At 73.0% G+C, this 22,016-nt stretch carries 18 protein-coding genes; 6 read left to right on the forward strand and 12 right to left on the reverse strand.

Annotation, left to right across the window (positions count from 1 at the left end):
• Nucleotides 1-21: 21 nt before the first annotated feature.
• Nucleotides 22-939 (reverse strand): DUF559 domain-containing protein, encoded by a 918-nt coding sequence (locus BLASA_RS14690; protein ID WP_014376972.1) that lies wholly within the window; start codon nucleotides 937-939, stop codon nucleotides 22-24.
• A 138-nt stretch (nucleotides 940-1,077) separates the two neighbouring features.
• Complete coding sequence (locus tag BLASA_RS14695) at nucleotides 1,078-2,010, reverse strand: heme o synthase (protein WP_014376973.1); 933 nt, start codon at nucleotides 2,008-2,010, stop codon at nucleotides 1,078-1,080.
• 296 nt (nucleotides 2,011-2,306) lie between these two features.
• Here BLASA_RS14695 and tkt point away from each other — a divergent pair, with 296 nt between their 5' ends.
• The 6 genes from tkt to pgl all read left to right on the forward strand — a co-directional run bounded on the left by tkt (nucleotide 2,307) and on the right by pgl (nucleotide 10,893).
• Nucleotides 2,307-4,511 (forward strand): transketolase, encoded by a 2,205-nt coding sequence (gene tkt / locus BLASA_RS14700; RefSeq protein WP_014376975.1) that lies wholly within the window; start codon nucleotides 2,307-2,309, stop codon nucleotides 4,509-4,511.
• Nucleotides 4,512-4,546: 35 nt separating this feature from the next.
• Nucleotides 4,547-5,653, forward strand: a complete 1,107-nt coding sequence (gene tal, locus BLASA_RS14705; protein WP_014376976.1) for a transaldolase — start codon at nucleotides 4,547-4,549, stop codon at nucleotides 5,651-5,653.
• Between the two features lie 61 nt (nucleotides 5,654-5,714).
• Nucleotides 5,715-7,316 carry a glucose-6-phosphate isomerase gene (locus tag BLASA_RS14710; protein WP_041775788.1) on the forward strand — a complete coding sequence of 534 codons (1,602 nt, stop codon included), beginning with the start codon at nucleotides 5,715-5,717 and terminating at the stop codon, nucleotides 7,314-7,316.
• Nucleotides 7,317-7,452: 136 nt separating this feature from the next.
• Entirely contained in the window at nucleotides 7,453-8,970 is a 1,518-nt protein-coding gene (gene zwf / locus BLASA_RS14715) for a glucose-6-phosphate dehydrogenase (RefSeq protein WP_014376977.1), read from the forward strand.
• Between the two features lie 73 nt (nucleotides 8,971-9,043).
• Entirely contained in the window at nucleotides 9,044-10,081 is a 1,038-nt protein-coding gene (locus BLASA_RS25595; protein ID WP_014376978.1) for a glucose-6-phosphate dehydrogenase assembly protein OpcA, read from the forward strand.
• Nucleotides 10,078-10,893, forward strand: coding sequence for a 6-phosphogluconolactonase (gene pgl / locus BLASA_RS14725; RefSeq protein ID WP_014376979.1), 816 nt, complete (start codon nucleotides 10,078-10,080; stop codon nucleotides 10,891-10,893). Before BLASA_RS25595 ends, pgl begins: the two co-directional genes overlap by 4 nt.
• A 3-nt stretch (nucleotides 10,894-10,896) precedes the next feature.
• On the opposite strand, the gene BLASA_RS14730 is transcribed toward pgl, so the two are convergent.
• From BLASA_RS14730 to uvrC, 10 genes are all read right to left on the reverse strand, one after another.
• Complete coding sequence (locus BLASA_RS14730) at nucleotides 10,897-11,238, reverse strand: RNA polymerase-binding protein RbpA (protein WP_041775789.1); 342 nt, start codon at nucleotides 11,236-11,238, stop codon at nucleotides 10,897-10,899.
• A 129-nt stretch (nucleotides 11,239-11,367) separates the two neighbouring features.
• Nucleotides 11,368-11,604, reverse strand: coding sequence for a preprotein translocase subunit SecG (gene secG, locus BLASA_RS14735; protein ID WP_014376981.1), 237 nt, complete (start codon nucleotides 11,602-11,604; stop codon nucleotides 11,368-11,370).
• An 81-nt stretch (nucleotides 11,605-11,685) separates the two neighbouring features.
• Nucleotides 11,686-13,464 (reverse strand): ABC transporter substrate-binding protein, encoded by a 1,779-nt coding sequence (locus BLASA_RS14740; protein WP_014376982.1) that lies wholly within the window; start codon nucleotides 13,462-13,464, stop codon nucleotides 11,686-11,688.
• 47 nt (nucleotides 13,465-13,511) lie between these two features.
• A complete protein-coding gene (gene tpiA, locus BLASA_RS14745; RefSeq protein WP_051005017.1) occupies nucleotides 13,512-14,363 on the reverse strand; it encodes a triose-phosphate isomerase in 852 nt (283 codons plus the stop codon).
• A 1-nt stretch (nucleotide 14,364) separates the two neighbouring features.
• The gene (locus BLASA_RS14750; protein WP_014376984.1) at nucleotides 14,365-15,570 is read right to left on the reverse strand and encodes a phosphoglycerate kinase; all 1,206 of its coding nucleotides are present in this window, start codon (nucleotides 15,568-15,570) and stop codon (nucleotides 14,365-14,367) included.
• A 2-nt stretch (nucleotides 15,571-15,572) separates the two neighbouring features.
• Nucleotides 15,573-16,577 (reverse strand): type I glyceraldehyde-3-phosphate dehydrogenase, encoded by a 1,005-nt coding sequence (gene gap, locus BLASA_RS14755; RefSeq protein WP_014376985.1) that lies wholly within the window; start codon nucleotides 16,575-16,577, stop codon nucleotides 15,573-15,575.
• A gap of 240 nt (nucleotides 16,578-16,817) precedes the next feature.
• The gene (gene whiA / locus BLASA_RS14760; RefSeq protein WP_041776559.1) at nucleotides 16,818-17,798 is read right to left on the reverse strand and encodes a DNA-binding protein WhiA; all 981 of its coding nucleotides are present in this window, start codon (nucleotides 17,796-17,798) and stop codon (nucleotides 16,818-16,820) included.
• A 134-nt stretch (nucleotides 17,799-17,932) separates the two neighbouring features.
• On the reverse strand, nucleotides 17,933-18,892 hold the full coding sequence (locus tag BLASA_RS14765; protein ID WP_166486556.1) for a gluconeogenesis factor YvcK family protein: 960 nt from the start codon (nucleotides 18,890-18,892) through the stop codon (nucleotides 17,933-17,935).
• Between the two features lie 8 nt (nucleotides 18,893-18,900).
• A complete protein-coding gene (gene rapZ / locus BLASA_RS14770; protein ID WP_014376988.1) occupies nucleotides 18,901-19,842 on the reverse strand; it encodes an RNase adapter RapZ in 942 nt (313 codons plus the stop codon).
• Nucleotides 19,839-21,869 (reverse strand): excinuclease ABC subunit UvrC, encoded by a 2,031-nt coding sequence (uvrC, locus tag BLASA_RS14775; RefSeq protein ID WP_014376989.1) that lies wholly within the window; start codon nucleotides 21,867-21,869, stop codon nucleotides 19,839-19,841. Before uvrC ends, rapZ begins: the two co-directional genes overlap by 4 nt.
• Nucleotides 21,870-22,016: the final 147 nt, after the last annotated feature.

Genomic DNA, 22,016 nt, shown 5'->3' on the forward strand with positions numbered 1-22,016 from the left:
CCCGAACTCGATAACCGGGCCTCAGCGCACACCCTCCAGCCCGAAGAGGCGTCGCCGGGCGTCGTGGACGGCGCGGAGCTCTCGTCGGCACCCCTCCGGATCCCCGGTCAGCCGGCGGTATCCGAAGCGCAGCGTCTGCCAGCCGATGGTGGCCAGGAGTGCATCGCGGCGGATGTCCCTCTCCCGCTGATCGCGGGAACCGTGCCAGGCGGCGCCGTCCATCTCGACCGCGAGCAGGACGTCCCCGTAGGCGACATCGAGATAGTGGGTCCGTCCGGCAACCGTGACCGGCCGCTGCTGGACGAACGCGGGCATTCCAGGCGCCCGGAGCACCTGGAGACAGCCCCAGATCTCCAACTCGCTCCGGCACCCGTCGGCGAGGAGTCCGACCAACTCGACGAGGGCCGCACGCCCCGGCAGACACGGCCGCCGCTCGATCTCGGCGTTCAGCTGCCGCGGTAGGCACAGTCGACGACGGACGGCGGTGATGGCCGCAGCCCGGAGGTCCGATCGGTGCACGCCGCGTGGTTGACCCCAGGTGTCCACGAGCGCGCGCTCGACGCAGGTCACCGGCAGGCCCTCCACCCGCCGGATCGTGTCGGCGACGTCACGACTGCGATGCAGCACGACACCCGCCGCCCCTCGCCCGCTTCGCCGGAGCTCGACGGTGAGGTGGACCGGTGCTCCCGGTGGCAGGAGCTCCCACAGGGCGAGTGCGCTGTGGTGGCTGACCACCCCGTCCCACGCCTGCACCGCGGCCTCGACACGGATCCGCCAGTCGTCAGCCACCGCGGGAAGGGCGTACACCCCTGGCTGGATGCGGCGCAGCCGACCGGTCGCCACCCAGGCGGAGAGCGTCTTGCGATCGATGCGGGCGGTGAGCGCCTCCCATGTCGCCCAGCCGTCGGCGCCGAGCAGGGCCGGGATGTCGTACGCCACCGCGTGACTCTGTCGAGTCGGCCGCGTGCGCGGGGACAGCAGCCGAAATATGTGGACAGGGTCGTGGAACGGGGGCGCTCATGCCCAGTTCTGATCGATGGAACCGGGCGCCGGCGCACACGCTGGGCAGCGCCGCTGTCAGACGATGGCGTCGACGACGATCGCGACCATCAGCAGCGCGAGGTACGAGATCGACACGTGGAACAGCTGCATCGGTCTGGTCTCGCCGCCGGCCCGGATGCGGCGGAGCAGCCGGTGGGCCTCGATGAGGAACCAGGCACCGAGGACCGCGGCGGCGATCGTGTAGCCGCGGCCGACGCCGTACTCCGCCCCGACCGGCCAGAGCAGCAGGGAGACGGCGACGGTCACCCAGCTCCAGGCGACGGTCTGCCGGCCCACCGACCGGGCGCTGGTGACCACCGGCAGCATCGGCACGTCGGCCCGCGCGTAGTCGTCCTTGAACCGCAGGGCCAGCGCCCAGAAGTGCGGCATCTGCCAGCAGAAGACGACGCCGAAGACGACGACCGCCGGCCAGTCCAGGGAGCCGGTCACCGCGGCCCAGCCGATCAGCACCGGCGCCGCACCCGGCACGCCGCCGAACTCGGTGCTGCGCCGGGTGTACCGCTTGAACACCATCGTGTAGAGGACGGCGTAGTAGAAGATCGCGCCCGCCGCCAGGACCGCGGCCAGGGTCGTGGTCGTCAGCGCGAGCAGCACGATGGATGCCACCGTCAGCACGACGCCGAAGACCAGCGCCGCCCGCGGGGTCACCGCGCCGGTGACGAGCGGCCGCTTCCGGGTGCGGTTCATGAGCCGGTCGATGTCGCGGTCGTACCAGCAGTTGAAGACGTTCGCGGCGCCGGCGGCGAGCGTGCCGCCGACCAGGGTGCTCAGCAGCAGCGTCCACGACGGCCACCCACGATCGGCCAGCATCATCGCCGGCACGGTGGTGATGAGCAGCAGCTCGATGATCCGCGGCTTGGTGAGGCCCACGTAGGCGCCGACCCGTGCACGGACACGGCTGAGGAGGCCAGGAGCGGAGGCGGCGGGGCGCTCGGACAGCGCCGTCACCGGGTGCCCTCGTGCGGGCAGCAGGGCACCACGGGATCCCTTCGGACCGGAGAGCGGAACTCGCCCACTGTAGCCCCGGCGGGTTCCCGGCCCACCGGACGGCATGACCTGTGATGACTAGGGTTGATCACGTTGCTGCCAGCGGTGCAGCGGGTAGGGGCGACGGTGACGACGTCGTCGCGCCACCGACCGCGCCAGCGGTCCGGGGGACGCCGCAGGCGGGCTCCGGCCCACCCCGCCCGGCGGTCGCTCCGCCCGGGCACGACGTCAGGCCTACTCGAGGGAGAACCGACCAGATGGACACGCGAAGCACCGGGCCGGAGGCCCCCGCCGAGGCCGCGACCGACGCGCCGACCGGGAACCCGGCGCAGCCGCGGCCGACCCTCCCCGAGGACTTCGGCGACGTGGACCGCCGGGCCATCGACACCGCCCGCGTGCTCGCGATGGACGCCGTCCAGAAAGTCGGCAACGGTCACCCGGGCACCGCGATGAGCATGGCGCCGACTGCCTACCTGCTGTTCCACAAGTGGCTGCGGCACGATCCCTCCGATCCGAACTGGGTCGGCCGTGACCGGTTCGTCCTGTCCATGGGGCATTCCAGCCTGACCCTGTACGTGCAGCTCTTCCTCTCCGGCTACGGGCTCGAGGTCGAGGACCTGCAGGCGCTGCGGACGTGGGGCTCGAAGACCCCCGGTCACCCCGAGGTCGACCACACGCCCGGCATCGAGACCACGACCGGGCCGCTCGGTCAGGGCGTCGGCAACGCGGTCGGCATGGCCATGGCCGCCCGCCGGGAGCGCGGGATGCTCGACCCCGACGCCCCCGAGGGCGAGAGCCTCTTCGACCACTCCATCTGGTGCTTCGCCTCCGACGGCGACATGGAGGAAGGCGTCAGCGGCGAGGCGTCGTCCCTGGCCGGCACCCAGCGGCTCGGCAACCTGACGCTGGTCTACGACGACAACCAGATCTCCATCGAGGACGACACGACCGTCGCCTTCACCGAGGACGTCGGCAAGCGGTACGAGGCCTACGGCTGGCACGTGCAGCGCGTGGACGACGGCGAGGACCTCGCCGCCGTGGACGCCGCGTTCGCCGCCGCGAAGGCCGAGACGTCCCGCCCCTCCCTCATCGTGCTGCGGACGGTCATCGCCTGGCCCGCGCCCACGAAGCAGAACACCGGAGCCTCGCACGGTTCCGCGCTCGGCGAGGACGAGGTGCGCGCCACCAAGGAGATCCTCGGCTTCGACCCCGAGCGCACCTTCCAGGTCGACGACGACGTGCTCGCGCACGCCCGCTCGGTCGTGCAGAAGGGCCGCGCCGCCCGCGCACAGTGGGACGAGGCGTTCGCCGCCTGGGAGCAGGCCGATCCCGATGGCGCCGCGCTGCTGGCCCGGATGCGGGAGCGCCGGCTGCCCGAGGGCTGGGCCGCGGACCTGCCGTCCTTCCCCGCCGACGAGAAGGGCGTGGCCACCCGCAAGGCGTCGGGCAAGGTCCTGGCCGCTCTCTACCCGGAGGTGCCCGAGCTGTGGGGCGGCTCCGCCGACCTCGCCGAGAGCAACAACACCGCGGTGGAGGGCGAACCGTCGTTCCTGCCCGCCGACCGGCAGACCAAGATGTGGTCCGGCGGTCCCTACGGCCGCACCATCCACTTCGGCGTCCGCGAGCACGCCATGGGCGCGGTCATGAACGGCATCGCGCTGCACGGCGGCACCCGCGTGTACGGCGGCACGTTCCTCACCTTCTCCGACTACATGCGCGGCGCCGTGCGGCTGGCCGCGCTCATGCAGCTCCCGGTCACCTACGTCTGGACCCACGACTCCATCGGCCTGGGCGAGGACGGCCCGACCCACCAGCCGATCGAGCACTTCGCCGCGCTGCGGGCCATCCCCGGCCTGGACGTCGTCCGCCCGGCGGACGCCAACGAGGTCGCCGTGGCCTGGCGGACGATCCTGGAGAACAACGACCGGCCGGCCGGGCTGCTGCTGTCCCGGCAGAACCTGCCGGTGTTCGACCGCGAGCGGTTCACCTCGGCCGACGGCGTCGCCCGGGGCGCGTACGTCCTGGCCGAGGCGTCGGGCGGGACCCCCGAGGTGATCCTGCTCGGCACCGGCTCCGAGGTGCAGATCGCCGTCGCCGCCCGCGAGCGGCTGGAGGCTGACGGCGTCCCGACCCGGGTGGTCTCGGTGCCCTGCGTCGAATGGTTCGCCGCCCAGGACGAGGCCTACCGCACCGAGGTGCTCCCCCCGTCGGTCCGCGCCCGCGTCAGCGTCGAGGCCGGTGTGCCGATGGGCTGGCGCGAGTTCGTCGGCGACGCCGGCCGCATCGTCGGGCTGGACCACTACGGCGCCAGCGCCGCCTACACCGTGCTCTACGAGGAGTTCGGGCTCACCGACGAGGCGGTCGTCACCGCCGCCCGGGAGAGCCTGGAGGCGGCCCGCTCCGGAGTCGCCGCCCCCGCGGGGCCGGTCCCCCTGCACGGCGGCCTCCCGCACTCGGGCTGATCAGGACCACTCGAACCTCCCCCGAAAGGACTGTCATGGCACAGAACGAGAACCTGGCCGAACTGTCACGGGCCGGGGTGGCCGTCTGGCTCGACGACCTGTCCCGCGATCGCATCCGCAGCGGCAACCTGCAGTCGCTGGTCGACGAGCACTCCGTCGTGGGCGTGACCACGAACCCGACCATCTTCGCCGCGGCGATCAGCGGGTCGGAGTCCTACGACGACCAGCTGCACGCGCTGGCGGTGCGGCAGGTGAGCGTCGAGGAGGCGCTGCGCACCATCACCGCCGCCGACGTCCGCGACGCGTGCGACCTGCTCGCGCCGGTGGCGCAGCGCCAGCCCGGCGACGGGCGCGTCTCCCTCGAGGTGGCTCCCGGGCTGGCGAACGACACCGACGCCACCGCCGCCGAGGCCGCGCACCTGTGGTGGCTGGTGGACCGGCCGAACCTCTACATCAAGATCCCGGCCACCGAGGCGGGCCTGCCGGCGATCACCACGTCGATCTCCCGCGGGATCAGCGTCAACGTCACCCTGATCTTCAGCCTCGACCGCTACCGGGCCGTCATGGACGCCTATCTCAGCGGCCTCGAGCAGCGGCTGGCCGAGAACCCCGAGGCCGAGCTGTCCGGCCTGGACTCGGTGGCGTCGTTCTTCGTGTCCCGCGTGGACAGCGAGATCGACAAGCGCCTGGACGCCGCCGGAGCCGACGCGCAGCTCAAGGGCAAGGCCGGCGTGGCCAACGCCCAGCTGGCCTACCAGGCCTACGAGGAGGTGTTCTCCTCGGATCGCTGGCGCGCCCTGGAGGCGAAGGGCGCCCGGCCGCAGCGCCCGCTGTGGGCCTCGACCGGCGTCAAGAACCCGGACTACTCCGACACCCTCTACATCAGCGAGCTCATCGCACCCGGCACGGTCAACACCATGCCGGAGAAGACGCTGATGGCCTACGCCGACCACGGGAGGCCGGCCACCCCGGTGCAGAAGTCCTACGACGACGCGGCGGCGGTCCTCCAGGCGGTGCGGGACGCCGGCATCGACCTCGACGACGTCTTCCGCGTCCTCGAGGACGAGGGCGTGCAGAAGTTCGTCGACTCCTGGGACGAGCTCACCGAGAGCGTCCGCACGGAGCTCGAGGACAAGAAGTGAGCGAGCTCGCGAGTCCACCGATGGGCACAGCGGCAGGGCTCACGGCCGGCGAGGAGGGACAGTGAGCCTGCGGGTCACCGCGCACGGGCTGCAGGTGCCCGAGCCGGTCCGCGCACAGCTGCTGCAGGACGACGTCGCCGCCCGGCTGGTCCGCAAGGACGCGACGCTGTGGGGTCCGGACGCCGAGAGCGAGGCCGCCGTCCGGCTGGGCTGGCTGGACCTGCCGGCGAGCTCCCGGTCGCTGCTCGCCCAGCTGGCCGACCTGCGCGGCACGTTGGCGAGCGAAGGTCTGGACCGGATCGTCCTCTGCGGCATGGGCGGGTCCTCCCTCGCTCCCGAGGTCATCTGCCGGACCGCCGGGGTGCCGCTGGTCGTGCTGGACACCACCGACCCCGGGCAGGTGGCCACCGCCATGACCGACCTGGAGCGGACGGTCGTGGTGATCAGCTCCAAGTCCGGCGGCACGGTGGAGACCGAGAGCCAGCGCCGGGCGTTCATCGCCGCCTTCGCCGAGACCGGGTTGGACGAGAAGCAGATCGGCGCGCGGTTCGTCGTCGTCACCGACCCCGGTTCGCCGCTGGCCGAGACGGCCGCGGCCATGGGCGCCCGCGCCGTGTTCCTCGCCGACCCGACGGTGGGCGGCCGCTACAGCGCCCTGTCGGCGTTCGGGTTGGTGCCGTCGGCGCTGGCCGGCGCCGACGTCGCCGCGCTGGTCGACGACGCCGAGGAGCTCGCCGAGCGGCTGGCCGACCCGGCCGGCCCGGCGATGGAGCTGGGTATCGCGCTGGGCGCCGCCTTCCGGACCGGGCGGGACAAGCTCGCGCTCGCCGACGCCGGGGACACCCCGATCCAGGGCTTCGGCGACTGGGCCGAGCAGCTGATCGCCGAGTCCACGGGCAAGGAGGGCCGCGGCATCCTCCCGGTGGTGCTGGAGTCGCCGCAGGCACCGGCCGGGTCGGCCGCTGACGTGCTGCTGGCCCTGGTCGGCGCCGAGGCCCCCGGCTCAGCGCCGTCGATCGGCGTCACCGGCCCGCTGGGCGCGCAGTTCCTCGGCTGGGAGTACGCCACCGCGGTGGCCGGCCGGGTGCTGGGGATCAACCCCTTCGACCAGCCCAACGTGACCGAGAGCAAGAAGAACACCCGGACGATCCTCGCCGTGGGTCTGCCCGACGACGAGCCGGTCGCGACGATCGGTGCCGTGGAGATCCGCGGCAGCGCCGAACTGCTCACCGGCGTGGACCTCTCCATCCACGACGGGCTCTCCCTGGCGCTGGACTCGCTGCTGGCGATCATCCCTCCGCGCGGGTACCTGGCCGTCATGGCGTACCTGGACCGCCTCGGGGACGCCCGCGCGGCCGACGTCCGGGCGGCGCTGGCCCGCCGCACCGAGCACGCGGTCACGTTCGGCTGGGGCCCGCGCTTCCTGCACTCGACCGGCCAGTACCACAAGGGCGGCCCGCAGGTCGGCGTCTTCCTCCAGATCACCGGCACGGTGGCCGATGACCTGCCCGTGCCCGATCAGCCGTACACCTTCGGAACCCTGCAGGCCGCCCAGGCCGCCGGTGACCGCAAGGCGCTGGCCGACCGGGCCCGTCCGCTGCTGCACCTGCACCTGACCGACCGGGCGGCCGGCGTCGGCCAGCTGCTCTCCACCCTGGGCTGACCACCGGACGCCACGCCGGAGGACCGCCCCCTCGATCCGCGCCTGCTCCACCCGCCGTCCGTTCCCCCGGGGACGGACGGCGGGCCCCCCGACGACGAGGACGGACGATGACTCTTTCCCCGCTACGCGGCCCGCGATGATTCCCAACCCGCTGCGCGATCCGCGGGACCGGCGGCTGCCCCGGGTGCCCCAGCCGTGCGCCCTGGTGGTCTTCGGCATCACCGGGGACCTTGCGCGCAAGAAGCTCCTGCCGGCCGTCTACGACCTCGCCAACCGCGGCCTGCTGCCCACCAACTTCGCGCTGCTCGGCCTCGCCCGCCGGGACTGGGGCGACACGGAGTTCGCCGAGCTGGCCCGTGAGGCCGCTCGGAAGAATGCCCGGACACCGTGGCGGGAGGAGGTCTGGGACCGGCTCGCCGCCAGCGTGCACTTCGTGCCGGGCTCGTTCGACGACGACAACGCCTTCGACGAGCTCGCCGGAGCGCTGCAGGAGCTGGAGGGCAGCCACGGCATCGGCGGGAACGCGGCGTTCTACCTGTCCATCCCGCCGGCGATGTTCCCCGTCGTCCTCAAGCAGATGCAGCGCACCGGGATGGCCGAGAGCACGCCGGGCCGCTGGCGGCGGGTCGTCGTCGAGAAGCCGTTCGGCGAGGACCTGGCCTCCAGCCGAGAGCTGAATGCGCTGGTCGACTCGGTGTTCTCCGCGGAGGACGTCTTCCGGATCGACCACTACCTGGGCAAGGAGACCGTCCAGAACCTGCTGGCGCTGCGCTTCGCCAACACCCTGTTCGAGCCCATCTGGAACGGGCACAACGTCGACTCGGTCCAGATCACCATGGCCGAGGACGTCGGCATCGGCGGCCGGGCCGGCTTCTACGAGAAGACCGGCGCGGCCCGGGACGTGCTGCAGAACCACCTGCTGCAGCTGCTGGCGCTGACCGCCATGGAGGAGCCGGTGGAGTTCTCCGCCGAGGAGATCCGCACCGAGAAGCTCAAGGTGCTGCGCGCCGTGTCGCTGCCCGGGGACCTGGGGACGTTCGCCGTGCGCGGCCAGTACGAGCCGGGCTGGCTGGCCGGCGAGCGGGTCCAGGGCTACCGGGAGGAAGACGGCGTCGACGCGGAGTCGACGACCGAGACCTACGCCGCCGTCCGGCTGGGCGTGGAGACCCGCCGCTGGGCCGGGGTGCCGTTCTACCTGCGCACCGGCAAGCGACTGCCCCGCCGGGTCACCGAGATCGCCCTGGTGTTCAAGCGCGCCCCGCACCTGCCGTTCGCCGACACCGACACCGAGGAGCTCGGCAACAACCAGCTGGTCGTGCGCGTGCAGCCCGACGAAGGGGTCACCCTCAAGTTCGGGTCCAAGGTACCGGGCAGCGTCATGGAGGTCCGGGACGTCTCCATGGACTTCCTCTACGGCGAGCAGTTCACCGAGTCCAGCCCGGAGGCCTACGAACGGCTGCTGCTCGACGTCCTCCTCGGCGACGCGACCCTCTTCCCGCGCAATGCCGAGGTCGAGGCCTCCTGGGCCGTGATCGACCCGCTGGAGGAGTTCTGGTCGGGCACGGCGCCGCACCCGTACCGCGCCGGCGAATGGGGCCCGCGAGCCGCCGAGGAGATGCTCGCCGCCGAAGGCCGCCGTTGGCGGCGGCCGTGAGCCCCGTGCCCCCAAGGGGCAGAAGAGGCTGTTTCTGCCCACCCGTGCGCTGCCGTCGATCGGAGGAGACACCGTGACGACGTTGTGGGACACGACTGGATCGGCGGTCGTCAAGGAACTGGCCGCCCAGCGCCGCACCGGAGGGGCGGTGCTCTCCGGGGTGGCGCTCACCCTCGTCGTCGTCGCCGACGAGAGCCGGGTGGCCGAAGCCGAGGAGGCGGCGACCCACGCCGCCGAGATGCACCCCTGCCGGGTGCTCGTCGTGGTCCGGCGGCAGATCGACGCGCCGGGCCCGCGGCTGGACGCCGAGGTGGTCATCGGCGGCCGTCTCGGACCGGGCGAGGCGGTGGTGATGCGCATGTACGGGCGGCTCGCCCTGCACGCCGAGTCGGTGGTGCTGCCGCTGCTGGCCGCCGACGCCCCCGTCGTCACCTGGTGGCACGGGGCTCCCCCCGAGAGGATGGCCACCGATGCGCTGTCCGTCTTCGCCCACCGCCGGATCACCGACAGCTCGCTGGCCGAGGACCCGCTGACCGCGCTCCGGCTGCGGGCCGAGGACTACGCCCCCGGCGACACCGACCTCGCCTGGACCCGCACCACCGCGTGGCGGACGGCCCTGGCCTCGACCCTGGACTCGGTGTCGGGACGCCGCGGGGACTCCGTACGGGCGCTCGGTGGATCCATCCAGGGCGATCCGGGCAACGCCACGGCCCGCCTGCTGGCCGGATGGGTGTCCTCCCGCAGCAGCTGCCCGGTCGACATCACCGAGGATTCGCGCCGCTCGGGGCCCAGCGGGGTCACGGCGGTGGCGCTGGACCTGGACCACGACGAACGGGTCGAGATCCGCGCCGACCACCGCGGCGGAGCCGTCATCTCGCAGCCGCACCGGCCGGACTCCACGGTCGCGCTGCCCGAGCGCGTGCTCGGCGATCTGCTCAGCGAGGAACTGCGCCGGCTCGATCCCGACGAGCCCTACAGCGAGGCCCTGGAGGCCACGACAGCGGTCCGCGGACTCGCCGATCGCCCGCGGGTCCGGGAACACGTCTGGTTCGACCCCGCCGCCCGCCAGGACACCGACCATCCCACCGCACCCGAAGGAGCCACCCCGTGAGCCACTCCCCCGGCGACCAGGTGTCGGCCGAACTCGCCCAAGGTGAGCGGCCCGTCCCCGACATCGTCATCGAGCCCGACGGTGACCGGCTCGCCCGGGCGGTGGCCGAGGCGCTGGTCGCCCGGCTCGCGGCTGCGCAGGCGGTGCACGGTACCGCGTCGCTCGTGGTGACCGGCGGTGGGATCGGGATCGCCGTCCTGGAGCGGGTCGCCGGCCTGGCCGCCGAACCGGTGCGCGAGACGGTCGACTGGACGGCCGTGGACGTCTGGTGGGGCGATGAGCGATTCGTGCCCGGGGGCGACGCCGAGCGCAACGAGAAGCAGGCCCGTACCGCGCTGCTGGACGTGGTCGGTGTGCCGGCGGCCCGCGTGCACGCCATGCCGCCGTCGGACGGGGAGTTCGACGGCCCGGACGAGGCGGCTGCCTGGTACGCCGAGCAGCTCGCCGCCGCGGCGACAGAGGGCGAGAGCCTGCCCCGGTTCGACGTGCTCCTCCTCGGCATGGGCCCGGAGGGTCACACCGCCTCGATCTTCCCCGACTCCCCCGCCGTGCGGGACGACCGGCCGGTGTTCGCCGTCCGCGACTGCCCGAAGCCGCCACCCACCCGGGTCAGCCTCGGATTCAGTGCGATCAACCGCGCCGAGGAGGTCTGGATGGTGGTGACCGGCGAGGGCAAGGCTCCCGCCGTCGCCGCCGCACTGGGCGGTGCGGCACGGGAGGAGCTGCCGGCCGCCGGCGTGCACGGCCGGCGGGCCACCCGGTGGCTGCTGGACGCAGCCGCCGCCGCCCACCTGCCCCGCAGCGGGGCCTGATCCTCAGCCGCCGCGGCGGACCCGGAGCCGGTCGAGCGCCTCCTGGAGCAGGGCATCGCCGTCGGCGTCGCTGCGCCGCTCGCGCACGTAGGCGAGGTGCGTCTTGTACGGCTCGATCCGCGGCACCGGCGGCGGAGCCGTTTGGTCCTGCCCGGCCGGTAGCCCGCAGCGGGGGCAGTCCCAGAACTCGGGGACGTCGGCCTCGCGGGCGAGGATCACCCGCGTCTCGTGCCCGTTCGCGCACCAGAACGGGATGCGCCGCCGGGGCGCGGACTCCCCGCGCTCGACCTCGCCCATCGGCCCCGCGCCGACCCGGCTACCCCGGATCGCGTTCCCACCAGCCACGTCTGCCCCCTGATCGTCGGTCCGGGTGCGGCGGCGCTGACCACCGTGCGGGCAGTCTAGGGCCTGACGGGCCACTCCCCGGTCACGATTGCGCGCCGATCGTGACGCCGATCACGGGCGGGGGTCAGGTCAGGCCTGGATTTTGATCAGGATGCCCAGACCCACGATGCACACCGTCCAGATCAGCGCGGTGAACACGGTCAGCCGGTTGAGGTTCTTCTCCACCACCGACGACCCGGACAGCGAGGAGGAGGCTGCACCACCGAACATCGACGACAGCCCGCCACCCTTGCCGCGGTGCAGCAGGATCAGCACGATGAGGAGCAGGCTGCTCAGGACCAGCAGCACATTGAGGACCAGCTCCATTGACCTCTCCGGAAGGCTCGACGACCGGCGACGGACGCCAGCTCTCGCATCGAGCCTAGCCGACGGGCGGCCGGCAACCGGTCAGCGGACCCCGGCAGTCGCCACGTCGTAGCCGTCGTAGGGCCGCATGACCAGGCCGTTGCGCAGTCGCTGACCGGAGATCAGCTGGATCCGGGTCTCGGCCAGGGGGATGTACGCCGCGCGCGCCCGGGCGGCCTCGGCGACCTCCGCCCACTGGGCCTCCCCCGCCTTCGCCCGGTCGACGAGCGCGTTGATCTCGGGGTCGTCCAGCCGCGCGTAGTTGGGGTTGCCGACGTTCGCGATGCTGCGACCGTCGACGAGCGGCACGAGGAAGGACGCGGGAGTCGGCAGGTCGGGGGTGCGCGTGGCAAGCACCAGCCCGTAACCGCTGCTCGCGACGTTGGCCGGGTTGCCCACCTCGGTGGCGTAGAACGTCGCCGGGTCGAGCGGGCGCACCTCGGCGTCGATCCCTACCGCACCGAGCTGCACGGCGATCTCCTCGGCGACGTCGACGCTGCTGGCGACGTCCGGCACGGCCAGCACGGTGGCGAACCCCTCGGGCCGGCCGCACCTCTCCAGCGCAGCGCCGGCCGCGTCCGGGTCCGGCTCGGCCTCGGTGTCCTCCGGACCACCCTCCATCGCGCGGGGCCACAACTGGGTGGTCCGTACCGCGTCGACCGCCCCGCCCAGCACCGTCTGCACGCCGCGCCGGTCGATCGCCGCGGCGACGGCCGCCCGGCAGTCCGGGTTGTCCATGGGGGCCACGTCGGTCGGCAGGGCCAGCACCCGGACCGCCCCGGTCGTCACGTCGTCGACCCGGACCAGCAGGTCCTCGTCAGCGTCCTCAGCGGTCAACCGGGCCGTCGTCGCGGGCTGCACCCCGGCCCCCGAGATGTCGATGTCCGCGGAACCGGCCAGCAGCGCCTGGTCACGCGCCAGGCCGGACAGTCCGGTCCGGACGACCACGCTGTCGGGCAGTGCGGTCCGGACCTCGTCGGTCGCCGGGTCCCACTGCGGGTTGCGCTCCAGCAGGATGCCGGTCTCCGGGTCCACCGAGCTGATGGCGTAGGGGCCGGACGACACCGGGGCCCGGCCGTACTCGGCGCCGGTGTCGGCCTCGGCCGGTACCGGACTGCTCGACGGGAGCGCCAGGACGTACGGGAAGTTCGGCTGGGGTGCGCGCAGCCGGAAGATGATCGTGCGGTCGTCGGGGGTCTCGATGGCGTTCAGGTCCGGGTCGTCCTCCTCGGTCGAGTACGGCCCGGGGTACGGGTTCGCCGGGTCGTCCAGCAGATCGACGACGTAGGTCGGCCCCCCGACGATCACGTCGGAGGCGAAGGAGCGCTGGATGCCGTACTTGACGTCCTGGCTGGTGATCGGCCGGCCGTTCTCGAACCGCACCCCCTCCTTGAGGGTGTAGGTCCAGCTGAGCCCGTCCTCGGAGACCGTGCCGAGGTCGGTGGCCAGGTCCGGGACCAGTTCCGCCGTGGCCCCCGGCTCGCTGGCGAAGGTGACCAGCGTGCGGGTGTAGAGCCGCATGAGGTTCCAGACCCCGGGCAGGTAGGACCGCTGCGGATCCAGGCTGTCGATGGCCGGGGCGACCACGCGGAGGGTGCCGCCGGGCTCGTCCGACGGGGACCGGACACCCTCGACACCCGCGTCGGGACCGTCACCCAGCACCGGGAGGTCGGCCCGCCCTCCGCCACCGCCCAGGCAGCTCACGGCGACCACGAGCACGGAGACGACGACGGCAGCCGAACCGAGCAGACGCCGGCTCGGCCGGTCCCGCAGCCACGCGGGCAGCCGATCGGCCAGCCGCTCCAAGGTCTGCTGCACCACCTGCTGCCCGCCTCCACGCGTGTCCGGCCGGCGGCGGGCAGCAGGGTTCAGCTACCGCCGGCGGCGATCCGACAGATCTGGGCGAACTCGTCGGCGTCCAGGCTGGCACCACCGACGAGCGCACCGTCGATGTCCGCCCCGGCCAGGATCCCGGCCGTGTTGGCGGCCTTCACCGACCCGCCGTAGAGGATACGGACGGACTGAGCCGTCTCGGTGCCGAAGCGCTCGGCGAGCCGCGCCCGCAGAGCACCGCAGACCTCCTGCGCGTCCTCGGGGGTGGCCACCTCGCCGGTGCCGATCGCCCACACCGGCTCGTAGGCGATGACGAGCCCGCCACCCGGCCCAGCACCGATCCCGGTGCCGTCCCCCGGCGCGGTCAGCTGCTCGGCGGTCAGCCCCTCGAGCGCGGCGTCCAGCTGACCGGTGCAGTGCGCGACGTGCGTGCCCGCCCGGCGGACGTCGAGCCCCTCCCCGACGCAGAGGATCGGCACGATGCCGTGGCGCAGCGCCGCGTTCACCTTGGCCGCGACGACGGCGTCGTCCTCCCCGTGCAGCGCCCGGCGCTCCGAGTGCCCGACCGCGACGTAGCTGCAGCCCAGAGCGCTGAGCATCCCGCCGCTGACCTCACCGGTGTACGCGCCGGAGTCCGCTGCTGCGAGGTCCTGCGCGCCGTACCCGATGCCCAGCTTGTCGCCGGTGACCAGCGTCTGCACGCTGCGCAGCGCCGTGAACGGCGGGAGGACGACGACCTCGGCGGTGTCGAGCTCATTCTCCTTGAGCGAGAACACCACCTTCTGGACCAGGCCGATGGCCTCCAGGTGGGTCATGTGCATCTTCCAGTTGCCGGCGATCAACGGCCGGCGGCCCTCCCGGGCCCGGGAACGGTCGCTGCGTGCCATCTCACTCCCCCGCTCGGTCGGCCAACACGGCGAGGCCCGGCAGTTCCCGGCCCTCCAGGTACTCCAGCGATGCGCCGCCACCGGTGCTGATGTGGCCGTAGGCGTCCTCGTCGAGACCCAGGGCCCGCACCGCGGCCGCCGAGTCACCACCGCCGACGACCGAGAGTCCGGCCACCGCGGCGACCGCCTGGGCGACGCCGCGGGTACCGGCCTGAAAAGGTGCCAGCTCGAAGACGCCCATCGGGCCGTTCCAGAAGACCGTGCGGGCGTCGCCCAGCGTCGAGCCGAAGATCTCGACGGTGCGCGGGCCGACGTCCAGGCCCAGCTGCCCGTCCGGGATCTCCGCCACCGGGACGATGGTGGTCTCGGCCTCGGCGCTGAACTCGGGGGCGCACACGACGTCGACCGGCAGCACGATGCGGTCGCCTGCCTCGGCCAGCAGCCTGCGGCAGGTGTCGACCCGGTCGGCCTCGAGCAGCGACTTCCCGACCCCGTGGCCCTGGGCGGCGAGGAACGTGAAGCACATGCCCCCGCCGACCAGCAGCCGGTCGACCTTGGGCAGCAGCGCCTCGATGACCGCCAGCTTGTCGCTGACCTTGGAGCCACCGAGCACGACCACGTAGGGCCGCGCCGGGTCGGTGGTCAACCGGGTGAGGACCTCGAGCTCGCGGGCCACCAGCCGGCCGGCCACGTGCGGGAGGCGCTCGGCGACGTCGAACACCGATGCGTGCTTGCGGTGCACCGCACCGAAGGCGTCGTCGACGTAGACGTCGGCCAGGGCGGCCAGCCGATCGGCCAGCTCGCCGCGCTCGGCGTCGTCCTTCGACGTCTCGGCCGCCTCGAACCGGACGTTCTCCAGCAGCAGGACGTCACCGTCACCGAGGGCGTCGGTCTTGGCCCGTGCGTCGTCCCCGGCCACGTCGGCGGCCAGCGGCACCGAGGCATCCAGCAGCTCTCCCAGGCGCGCGGCGACCGGCGCCAAGGAGAACTGCGGGTCCGGCGTGCCCTTGGGCCGGCCGAGGTGTGCGGCCACGACCACCCGCGCACCGGCGTCACGCAGGGCCTGCAGGGTCGGCAGGCTGGCGCGGATCCGGCCGTCGTCGGTGATGGTGCCGGTCGTCTTGTCCAGCGGGACGTTCAGGTCGGCGCGCAGCAGCACGCGGCGACCCGAGACGCCCTCGGCGAGGAGGTCGTCGAGAGAGCGCATGGTCAGAGGGACTTGCCCACCAGCGTGGTCAGGTCGACCAGGCGGTTGGAGTAACCCCACTCGTTGTCGTACCAGCCGAGCACCTTGACCATCGGGCCGAAGACCTTCGTCAGCTTCGCGTCGTAGATGCACGACGACGGGTCGGTGACGATGTCGGAGGAGACGATCGGCGCGTCGGTGTAGGTCAGGTACCTGCCCAGCGGGCCGGCGGCCGCCTCGCGGTAGGCGGCGTCGACCTCGTCGGCGGCCGCCTCGCGGGTCAGCTGGACCGTGAGGTCGGTGGCCGAGCCGGTCGGCACCGGGACGCGGATGGCGTAGCCGTCGAGCTTGCCCTTGAGCTCGGGCAGCACCAGGCCGATCGCCTTCGCGGCGCCGGTGGAGGTCGGCACCATGTTCAGGGCGGCGGCGCGCGCGCGACGCAGGTCCTTGTGCGGGCCGTCCTGCAGGTTCTGGTCGGCGGTGTAGGCGTGGATCGTGGTCATCAGGCCGCGCTCGATGCCGAACGCGTCGTTGAGGACCTTGGCCAGCGGGGCCAGGCAGTTGGTGGTGCAGGAGGCGTTGCTGATGACGGTCTGCGACCCGTCGTAGAGGTCGTCGTTGACCCCCATGACGATCGTGATGTCGTCGTCGGTGGCCGGCGCGGAGATGATGACCTTCTTGGCGCCGCCGGCGTCGACGTGCTTGCGGGCGTCGGCGGCCTTGGTGAAGAAGCCGGTCGACTCGACGACCACGTCCACGCCCAGGTCGGCCCACGGCAGGTTGGCGGGGTCGCGCTCGGAGAGGACCTTCATGGTCGTCCCGCCGATCGTGATGCCGTCGCCGTCGGCCGCGACCTCCTCCTTGAGGACACCCAGGATGCTGTCGTACTTCAGCAGGTGGGCCAGCGCCTCGTTGCTGGTCAGGTCGTTGACCGCGACGATCTCGATGTCCTGACCGCTGGCCGCGGCGGCCCGCCAGAAGTTCCGGCCGATCCGGCCGAATCCGTTGATGCCTACCCGGACCGTCACTGCAGACCTCCCATGGGAAACGTCACGCTCACCGGCCGCACGCGTCGCACGGCCTCGCTCCGCCAGACCCTATCGGTCGGGCTCCGCCCCGGCTCCCGGTCGCCCCGTTCGGGCGACCGGGTCAGCGGAGCCGGACGCGCCGAGATCGCCGATCCCGCACGGGAGGCCATGCGGGATCGGCGATCTCGGGGAACCGGGGTGGTCCCGCCCCGAGCGTTCCGAGGGCGGGCAGGCGTCGTGCTACTGGGCCAGCATGTCGTCGGTGACGACGGATTCCGTGTCCGGGATGCCGAGGTCCTTGGCGCGCTTGTCGGCCATGGCCAGCAGTCGCCGGATCCGGCCGGCGACGGCGTCCTTGGTCATCGGGGGGTCGGCGCGCTGCCCGAGCTCCTCCAGCGACGCCTGCCCGAACTCCAGCCGGAGCCGGCCGGCGACCAGCAGGTGCTCCGGGGCGTCCTCGCCGAGGATCTCCAGCGCGCGCTCGACCCGGGCACTGGCGGCCACGGCGGCCCGCGCGGAACGGCGCAGGTTCGCGTCGTCGAAGTTGGCCAGCCGGTTGGCGGTCGCCCGGACCTCACGGCGCATCCGCCGCTCCTCCCAGGCCAGCACCGCGTCGTGGGCGCCCATCCGGGTGAGCAGCTGGCTGATCGCCTCGCCGTCCCGGATGACGACCCGGTCGATACCGCGCACCTCCCGGGCCTTGGCCGGGATGCCCAGGCGCCGGGCGGCGCCGACCAGCGCCATGGCCGCTTCCGGCCCCGGGCAGGTCACCTCCAGCGACGAGGAACGACCGGGCTCGGTCAGCGAGCCGTGCGCCAGGAAGGCGCCACGCCAGGCCGCCTCGGCGTCGTTGATGCTGCCCGACACCACCGAGGGGGGCAGCCCACGCACCGGGCGCCCGCGCTGGTCCACCAGGCCGGTCTGCCGGGCGAGCCCCTCGCCGTGCTTCGCGATGCGGACGAGGTAGCGCACGCCGCGGCGGATGTTGCCGCCGGCCAGGACGCTCACACCGCTGGTGTAGCCGTACACCTCGCTGATGTCCCGGCGCAGTCGCCGGGCCACCGACCCGGTGTCCAGCTCCGCCTCGATGACCACCCGCCCACCGACGATGTGCAGGCCGCCGGAGAACCGCAGCAGAGCGGTCACCTCGGCCTTGCGCTCCGAGGTCTTCGTGCACTCCACCCTGGAGAGCTCGTCCTTCACCATGGCGGTCATCGCCATGCTGTCCACCCCCACGTTCCCCCGGGGCGTCCTGCGCCCGCAGCTCGGGTCAGCGCCATGTACGCCGTCCCCTCTCCCCCTCGTGCCGGCCCGACGGCCACCCACCCGGTACCCGCTCGGACACCCCTACTCGTTCACCGCGGGCCGACCACCGAGGCCAGGGCCGCGGACAGTCGCACGGGGTCGTGCCGAGGTGCACCGTCCGGCTCGGCGACCGACGCCAGCAGCAGCTCGGCACCGCACCCGCGGGCAGCCTCCAGGAGACCACGGCGGTCAACAACCGCCTCCACGTCCGCGATCACGGTGTGCAACGCCACTCCGTCCAGATGGGCCTGCAGCACGGACAGATGTTCCTCCGGGGAGAAACCGTCCGTCTCACCGGGTTGCGGCTCGAGGTTGAGCACCACGACCACCCGCGCCTGCGTGGCGGCCAGGGCGGCGCGGAGCCGTGGCACCAGCAGGTGCGGGAGCACGGAGGTGTACCAGGAGCCGGGCCCGAGCGAGACGACGTCGGCCCGGGCGATGGCGTCCAGCACCGCCGGGTGCACGGCGGGGTCGGCCGGCGAGATGCGGATCTCGCACACCCGGCCCGGGGTGGCCGCGATGGCGACCTGGCCGCGGATGGTGCGCACCCGTTGGGGGTCGTCAGGGTCGGCGCTCGCCACCCGGGCGACGAGGTCGAGCGGCTCGTCCGCCATGGGCAGCACCCGCCCACGTGCGCCGATCAGCGCGGCCAGCTCGTCCAGCGCCCGCACCGTGTCGCCGCCGTACATCTCCGCCAGACCGATCAGCAGCAGGTTCCCCACGGGGTGTCCGGCCAGGACGCCGCTGCCCCCGAAGCGGTGCTGGAAGAGGCCGGCGAGGGTCTGCTCGCGTTCCTGGTCACCGGCCAGGGCGGCCAGCGCCATCCGGAGGTCGCCGGGCGGCAGCACGGGCATCTCCCGGCGGATCCGCCCGGACGAGCCGCCGTCGTCGGCGACGGTCACCACCGCCGTGAGTTCCGTGGTGATCCGTCGCCAGGCCGCCAGTGCCGCGGCCAGGCCGTGCCCGCCGCCGAACGCCACCACCCGCGGCGCGCTTCCCCGGCCCGGCACCCCGCCCACTACTCGCGGCCCAGGTCGCGGTGACGGGCGACGGCGGCGATCCCCTCGTCCCCGAGCCGCCGGGCGAACTCCTCGGCGATCGCCACGCTGCGGTGCTTCCCGCCGGTGCAGCCCACTGCCAGCGTCAGATAGCGCTTGCCCTCCCGCCGGTAGCCGGGGATGAGCAGCCGGAGGACCTCGATGTACCGGTCGAGGAAGTCGGCGGCGGCGTCCTGCCCGAGCACGTAGTCGCGGACCTCGGCGTCGCGGCCGGTGTGCGACCGCAGCTCGGGGATCCAGTGCGGGTTGGGCAGGAAGCGGGCGTCGACCACCAGGTCGGCGTCCAGCGGCAGGCCGTACTTGAAGCCGAAGCTCATCACCGTGGCGGTCAGCGGCGGGGTGCTGCCCTCCCGCGCGAAGGCGTTCTCCAGCGTGGCCCGCAGCTGGTGCACGTTGAGGTCGCTGGTGTCCACCCACAGGTCGGCCTCGCCGGCGATGCCGGTCAGCAGCGCGCGCTCGTCGGTGATCCCGTCGACCAGCGTCCCGCTGCCCTGGAGGGGGTGCTCCCGGCGGTTGGACTCGTACCGGCGGACCAGCACCTCATCGCGGGCGTGCACGTAGACCACCCGCGGCCGGTGCCCGGCGTCCGAGAGCACCCGGATCGCCTCCTGCAGGTCGCTGGAGAAGGCCCTGCTGCGCACGTCCACGACGGCGGCGAACCGGCGCAGGTCACCGCGCGCCCCGAGCCGGACCATCGGCAGCAGCAGCGCCGGCGGCAGGTTGTCGACGACGAACCACCCGAGGTCCTCGAGCACCCGGCCCGCGCTGTTCTTGCCGGCCCCCGACAGGCCGGTGACGACGACGACGTCCAGCGCCGGGGTCTCGGTGCTCGCCGGATCGATGGCCGGGGCACGCCCGTTCTGCGGTCCCGCCGCGGCGGTCCGGTCGGTCGGGGACGTCACGAGGCCACCCGCCCGACCTCGGCGGTGGCACCCGAACCGGGGCGCGGAGCACCCTGCTCGGCGATCCCCTGTGGCGCGAGAACCGTCTCCGCCGGCTCCCCGCCCTCCGGGGTACCGGACCGCTCGGTGACCGCCGCCTGCACCGCCTCCGCCGTCCGCCGACCGATGCCGGGCACCGCCATGAGCTCCTCCACCGTGGCCGCGCGCAGCCGCTTGAGCGATCCGAACTGCTTCATCAGCGCCTTCCGCCGGGCCTCCCCGAGGCCCGGGACGTCGTCCAGCAAGGAGACCAGCATGCCGGTCGAGCGCTTCTGCCGGTGATAGGTGATGGCGAAGCGGTGGGCCTCGTCGCGCACCCGCTGCAGCAGGTACAGCGCCTCCGAGGTGCGCGGCAGGATCACCGGGTCGCTCTCCCCCGGCAGCCACACCTCCTCCATGCGCTTGGCCAGGCCGCAGACGGCGACGTCGACGATCCCCAGCTCGTCGAGCGACCGGGCGGCCGCGGCGACCTGCGGGGCGCCGCCGTCGACGACGAGCAGGTTCGGCGGGTAGGCGAACCGGCGCGGCCGCCCCTCCTCGGCCGCGATGCCCTGCTGGTCTCTGCGGTCGGCCTCGTCCTTGAGGTGGCGGGCGAACCGGCGGCGGACGACCTCGGCCATGGCGGCGGTGTCGTCGGTCCCCTCCGTGACGGAGAAGCGGCGGTAGTCGGACTTCTTCGCCAGGCCGTCCTCGAACACCACCATCGAGGCGACGACGTTGGTGCCCTGCACGTGGCTGATGTCGATGCACTCGATGCGCAACGGGGCGTCGGGCAGCTCCAGCGCCTCCTGCAGCTCGCTCAGCGCGAGCGACCGGGCGGTGAGGTCGCTGGAGCGCTTCACCCGGTGCCGGGCGAACGCCTCCTTGGCGTTGCGCTCCACGGTCTCCATCAGGCTGCGCTTGTCACCGCGCTGGGGCACGCGCAGCGAGACCCGCCCGCCGCGCAACTCCTCCAGGAGCTCGACGTAGACGTCGGCGTCGTCCGGCAGCTCGGGGACGAGCACCTCACGGGGAACCGCCTCCCCGGCCTCCCCCACCCCGGTCTGCTCGTCGACACCGCCGTACACCTGCAGGAGGAACTGCTCCACCAGCTGTCCGGTGGTGACCTGCTCGACCTTGTCGATGATCCAGCCGCGCTGGCCGCGCACCCGGCCCCCGCGGACGTGGAAGACCTGGACCGCGGCCTCCAGCTCGTCCTGCGCGAAGGCGACGACGTCGGCGTCCGTGCCGTCGCCGAGGACCACGGCCTGCTTCTCCATGGCCCGCTTCAGCGCACCGATGTCGTCGCGCAGCCGGGCGGCCTTCTCGTACTCCATGGCTTCGGCGGCGGCGGCCATCTCCTGCTCGAGGCGCCGGATCATCGTGTCGGTACGGCCGGCCATGAAGTCGCAGAAGTCGTCGACGATCCGGCGATGCTCCGCGGCGCTGACCCGGTCGACGCAGGGTGCGGCGCACTTGCCGATGTAGCCGAGCAGGCACGGGCGGCCGATCTGCCCTGCCCGCTTGAAGACACCGTTGGAGCAGGTACGGGCCGGGAACACGCGGGTGAGGGTGTCGAGCGTCTCCCGGATCGCCCATGCGTGGGCGTAGGGACCGAAGTAGCGGACGCCCTTCTTCTTGGGACCGCGCATCACCTGCAGCCGCGGGTACTCCTCGTTCAGCGTCACGGCCAGCGACGGGTAGCTCTTGTCGTCGCGGTAGCGGACGTTGAACCGGGGGTCGAACTCCTTGATCCAGTTGTACTCGAGCTGCAGCGCCTCGACCTCGGTGCCGACGACGGTCCACTCGACGCTCGACGCCGTCGTCACCATCTGGCGGGTGCGGGGGTGCAGGCCCGCGACGTCCGCGAAGTAGCTGTTCAGCCGCTGGCGCAGGCTCTTGGCCTTGCCCACGTAGATGACCCGGCCGTTGGGGTCGCGGAACCTGTAGACGCCCGGGCTCTCGGGGATGGAGCCGACCGCCGGGCGGTACGTGGACGGATCGGCCATGCCTCCAGCCTAGGTCGCCCCAGGGACACGGCTGCGGGAGTGACACTCGCCAGCGATCCGGCCGTCCCGCCGGACCGGACCAGGACGCCGAAGCTCGGACATGCCTCGGACAGGACCCTGCTGGGCCCCGTCAGGAGGTCACTCGAT

The sequence above is a fragment of the Blastococcus saxobsidens DD2 genome, from assembly GCF_000284015.1.
Taxonomy (GTDB): domain Bacteria; phylum Actinomycetota; class Actinomycetes; order Mycobacteriales; family Geodermatophilaceae; genus Blastococcus; species Blastococcus saxobsidens_A.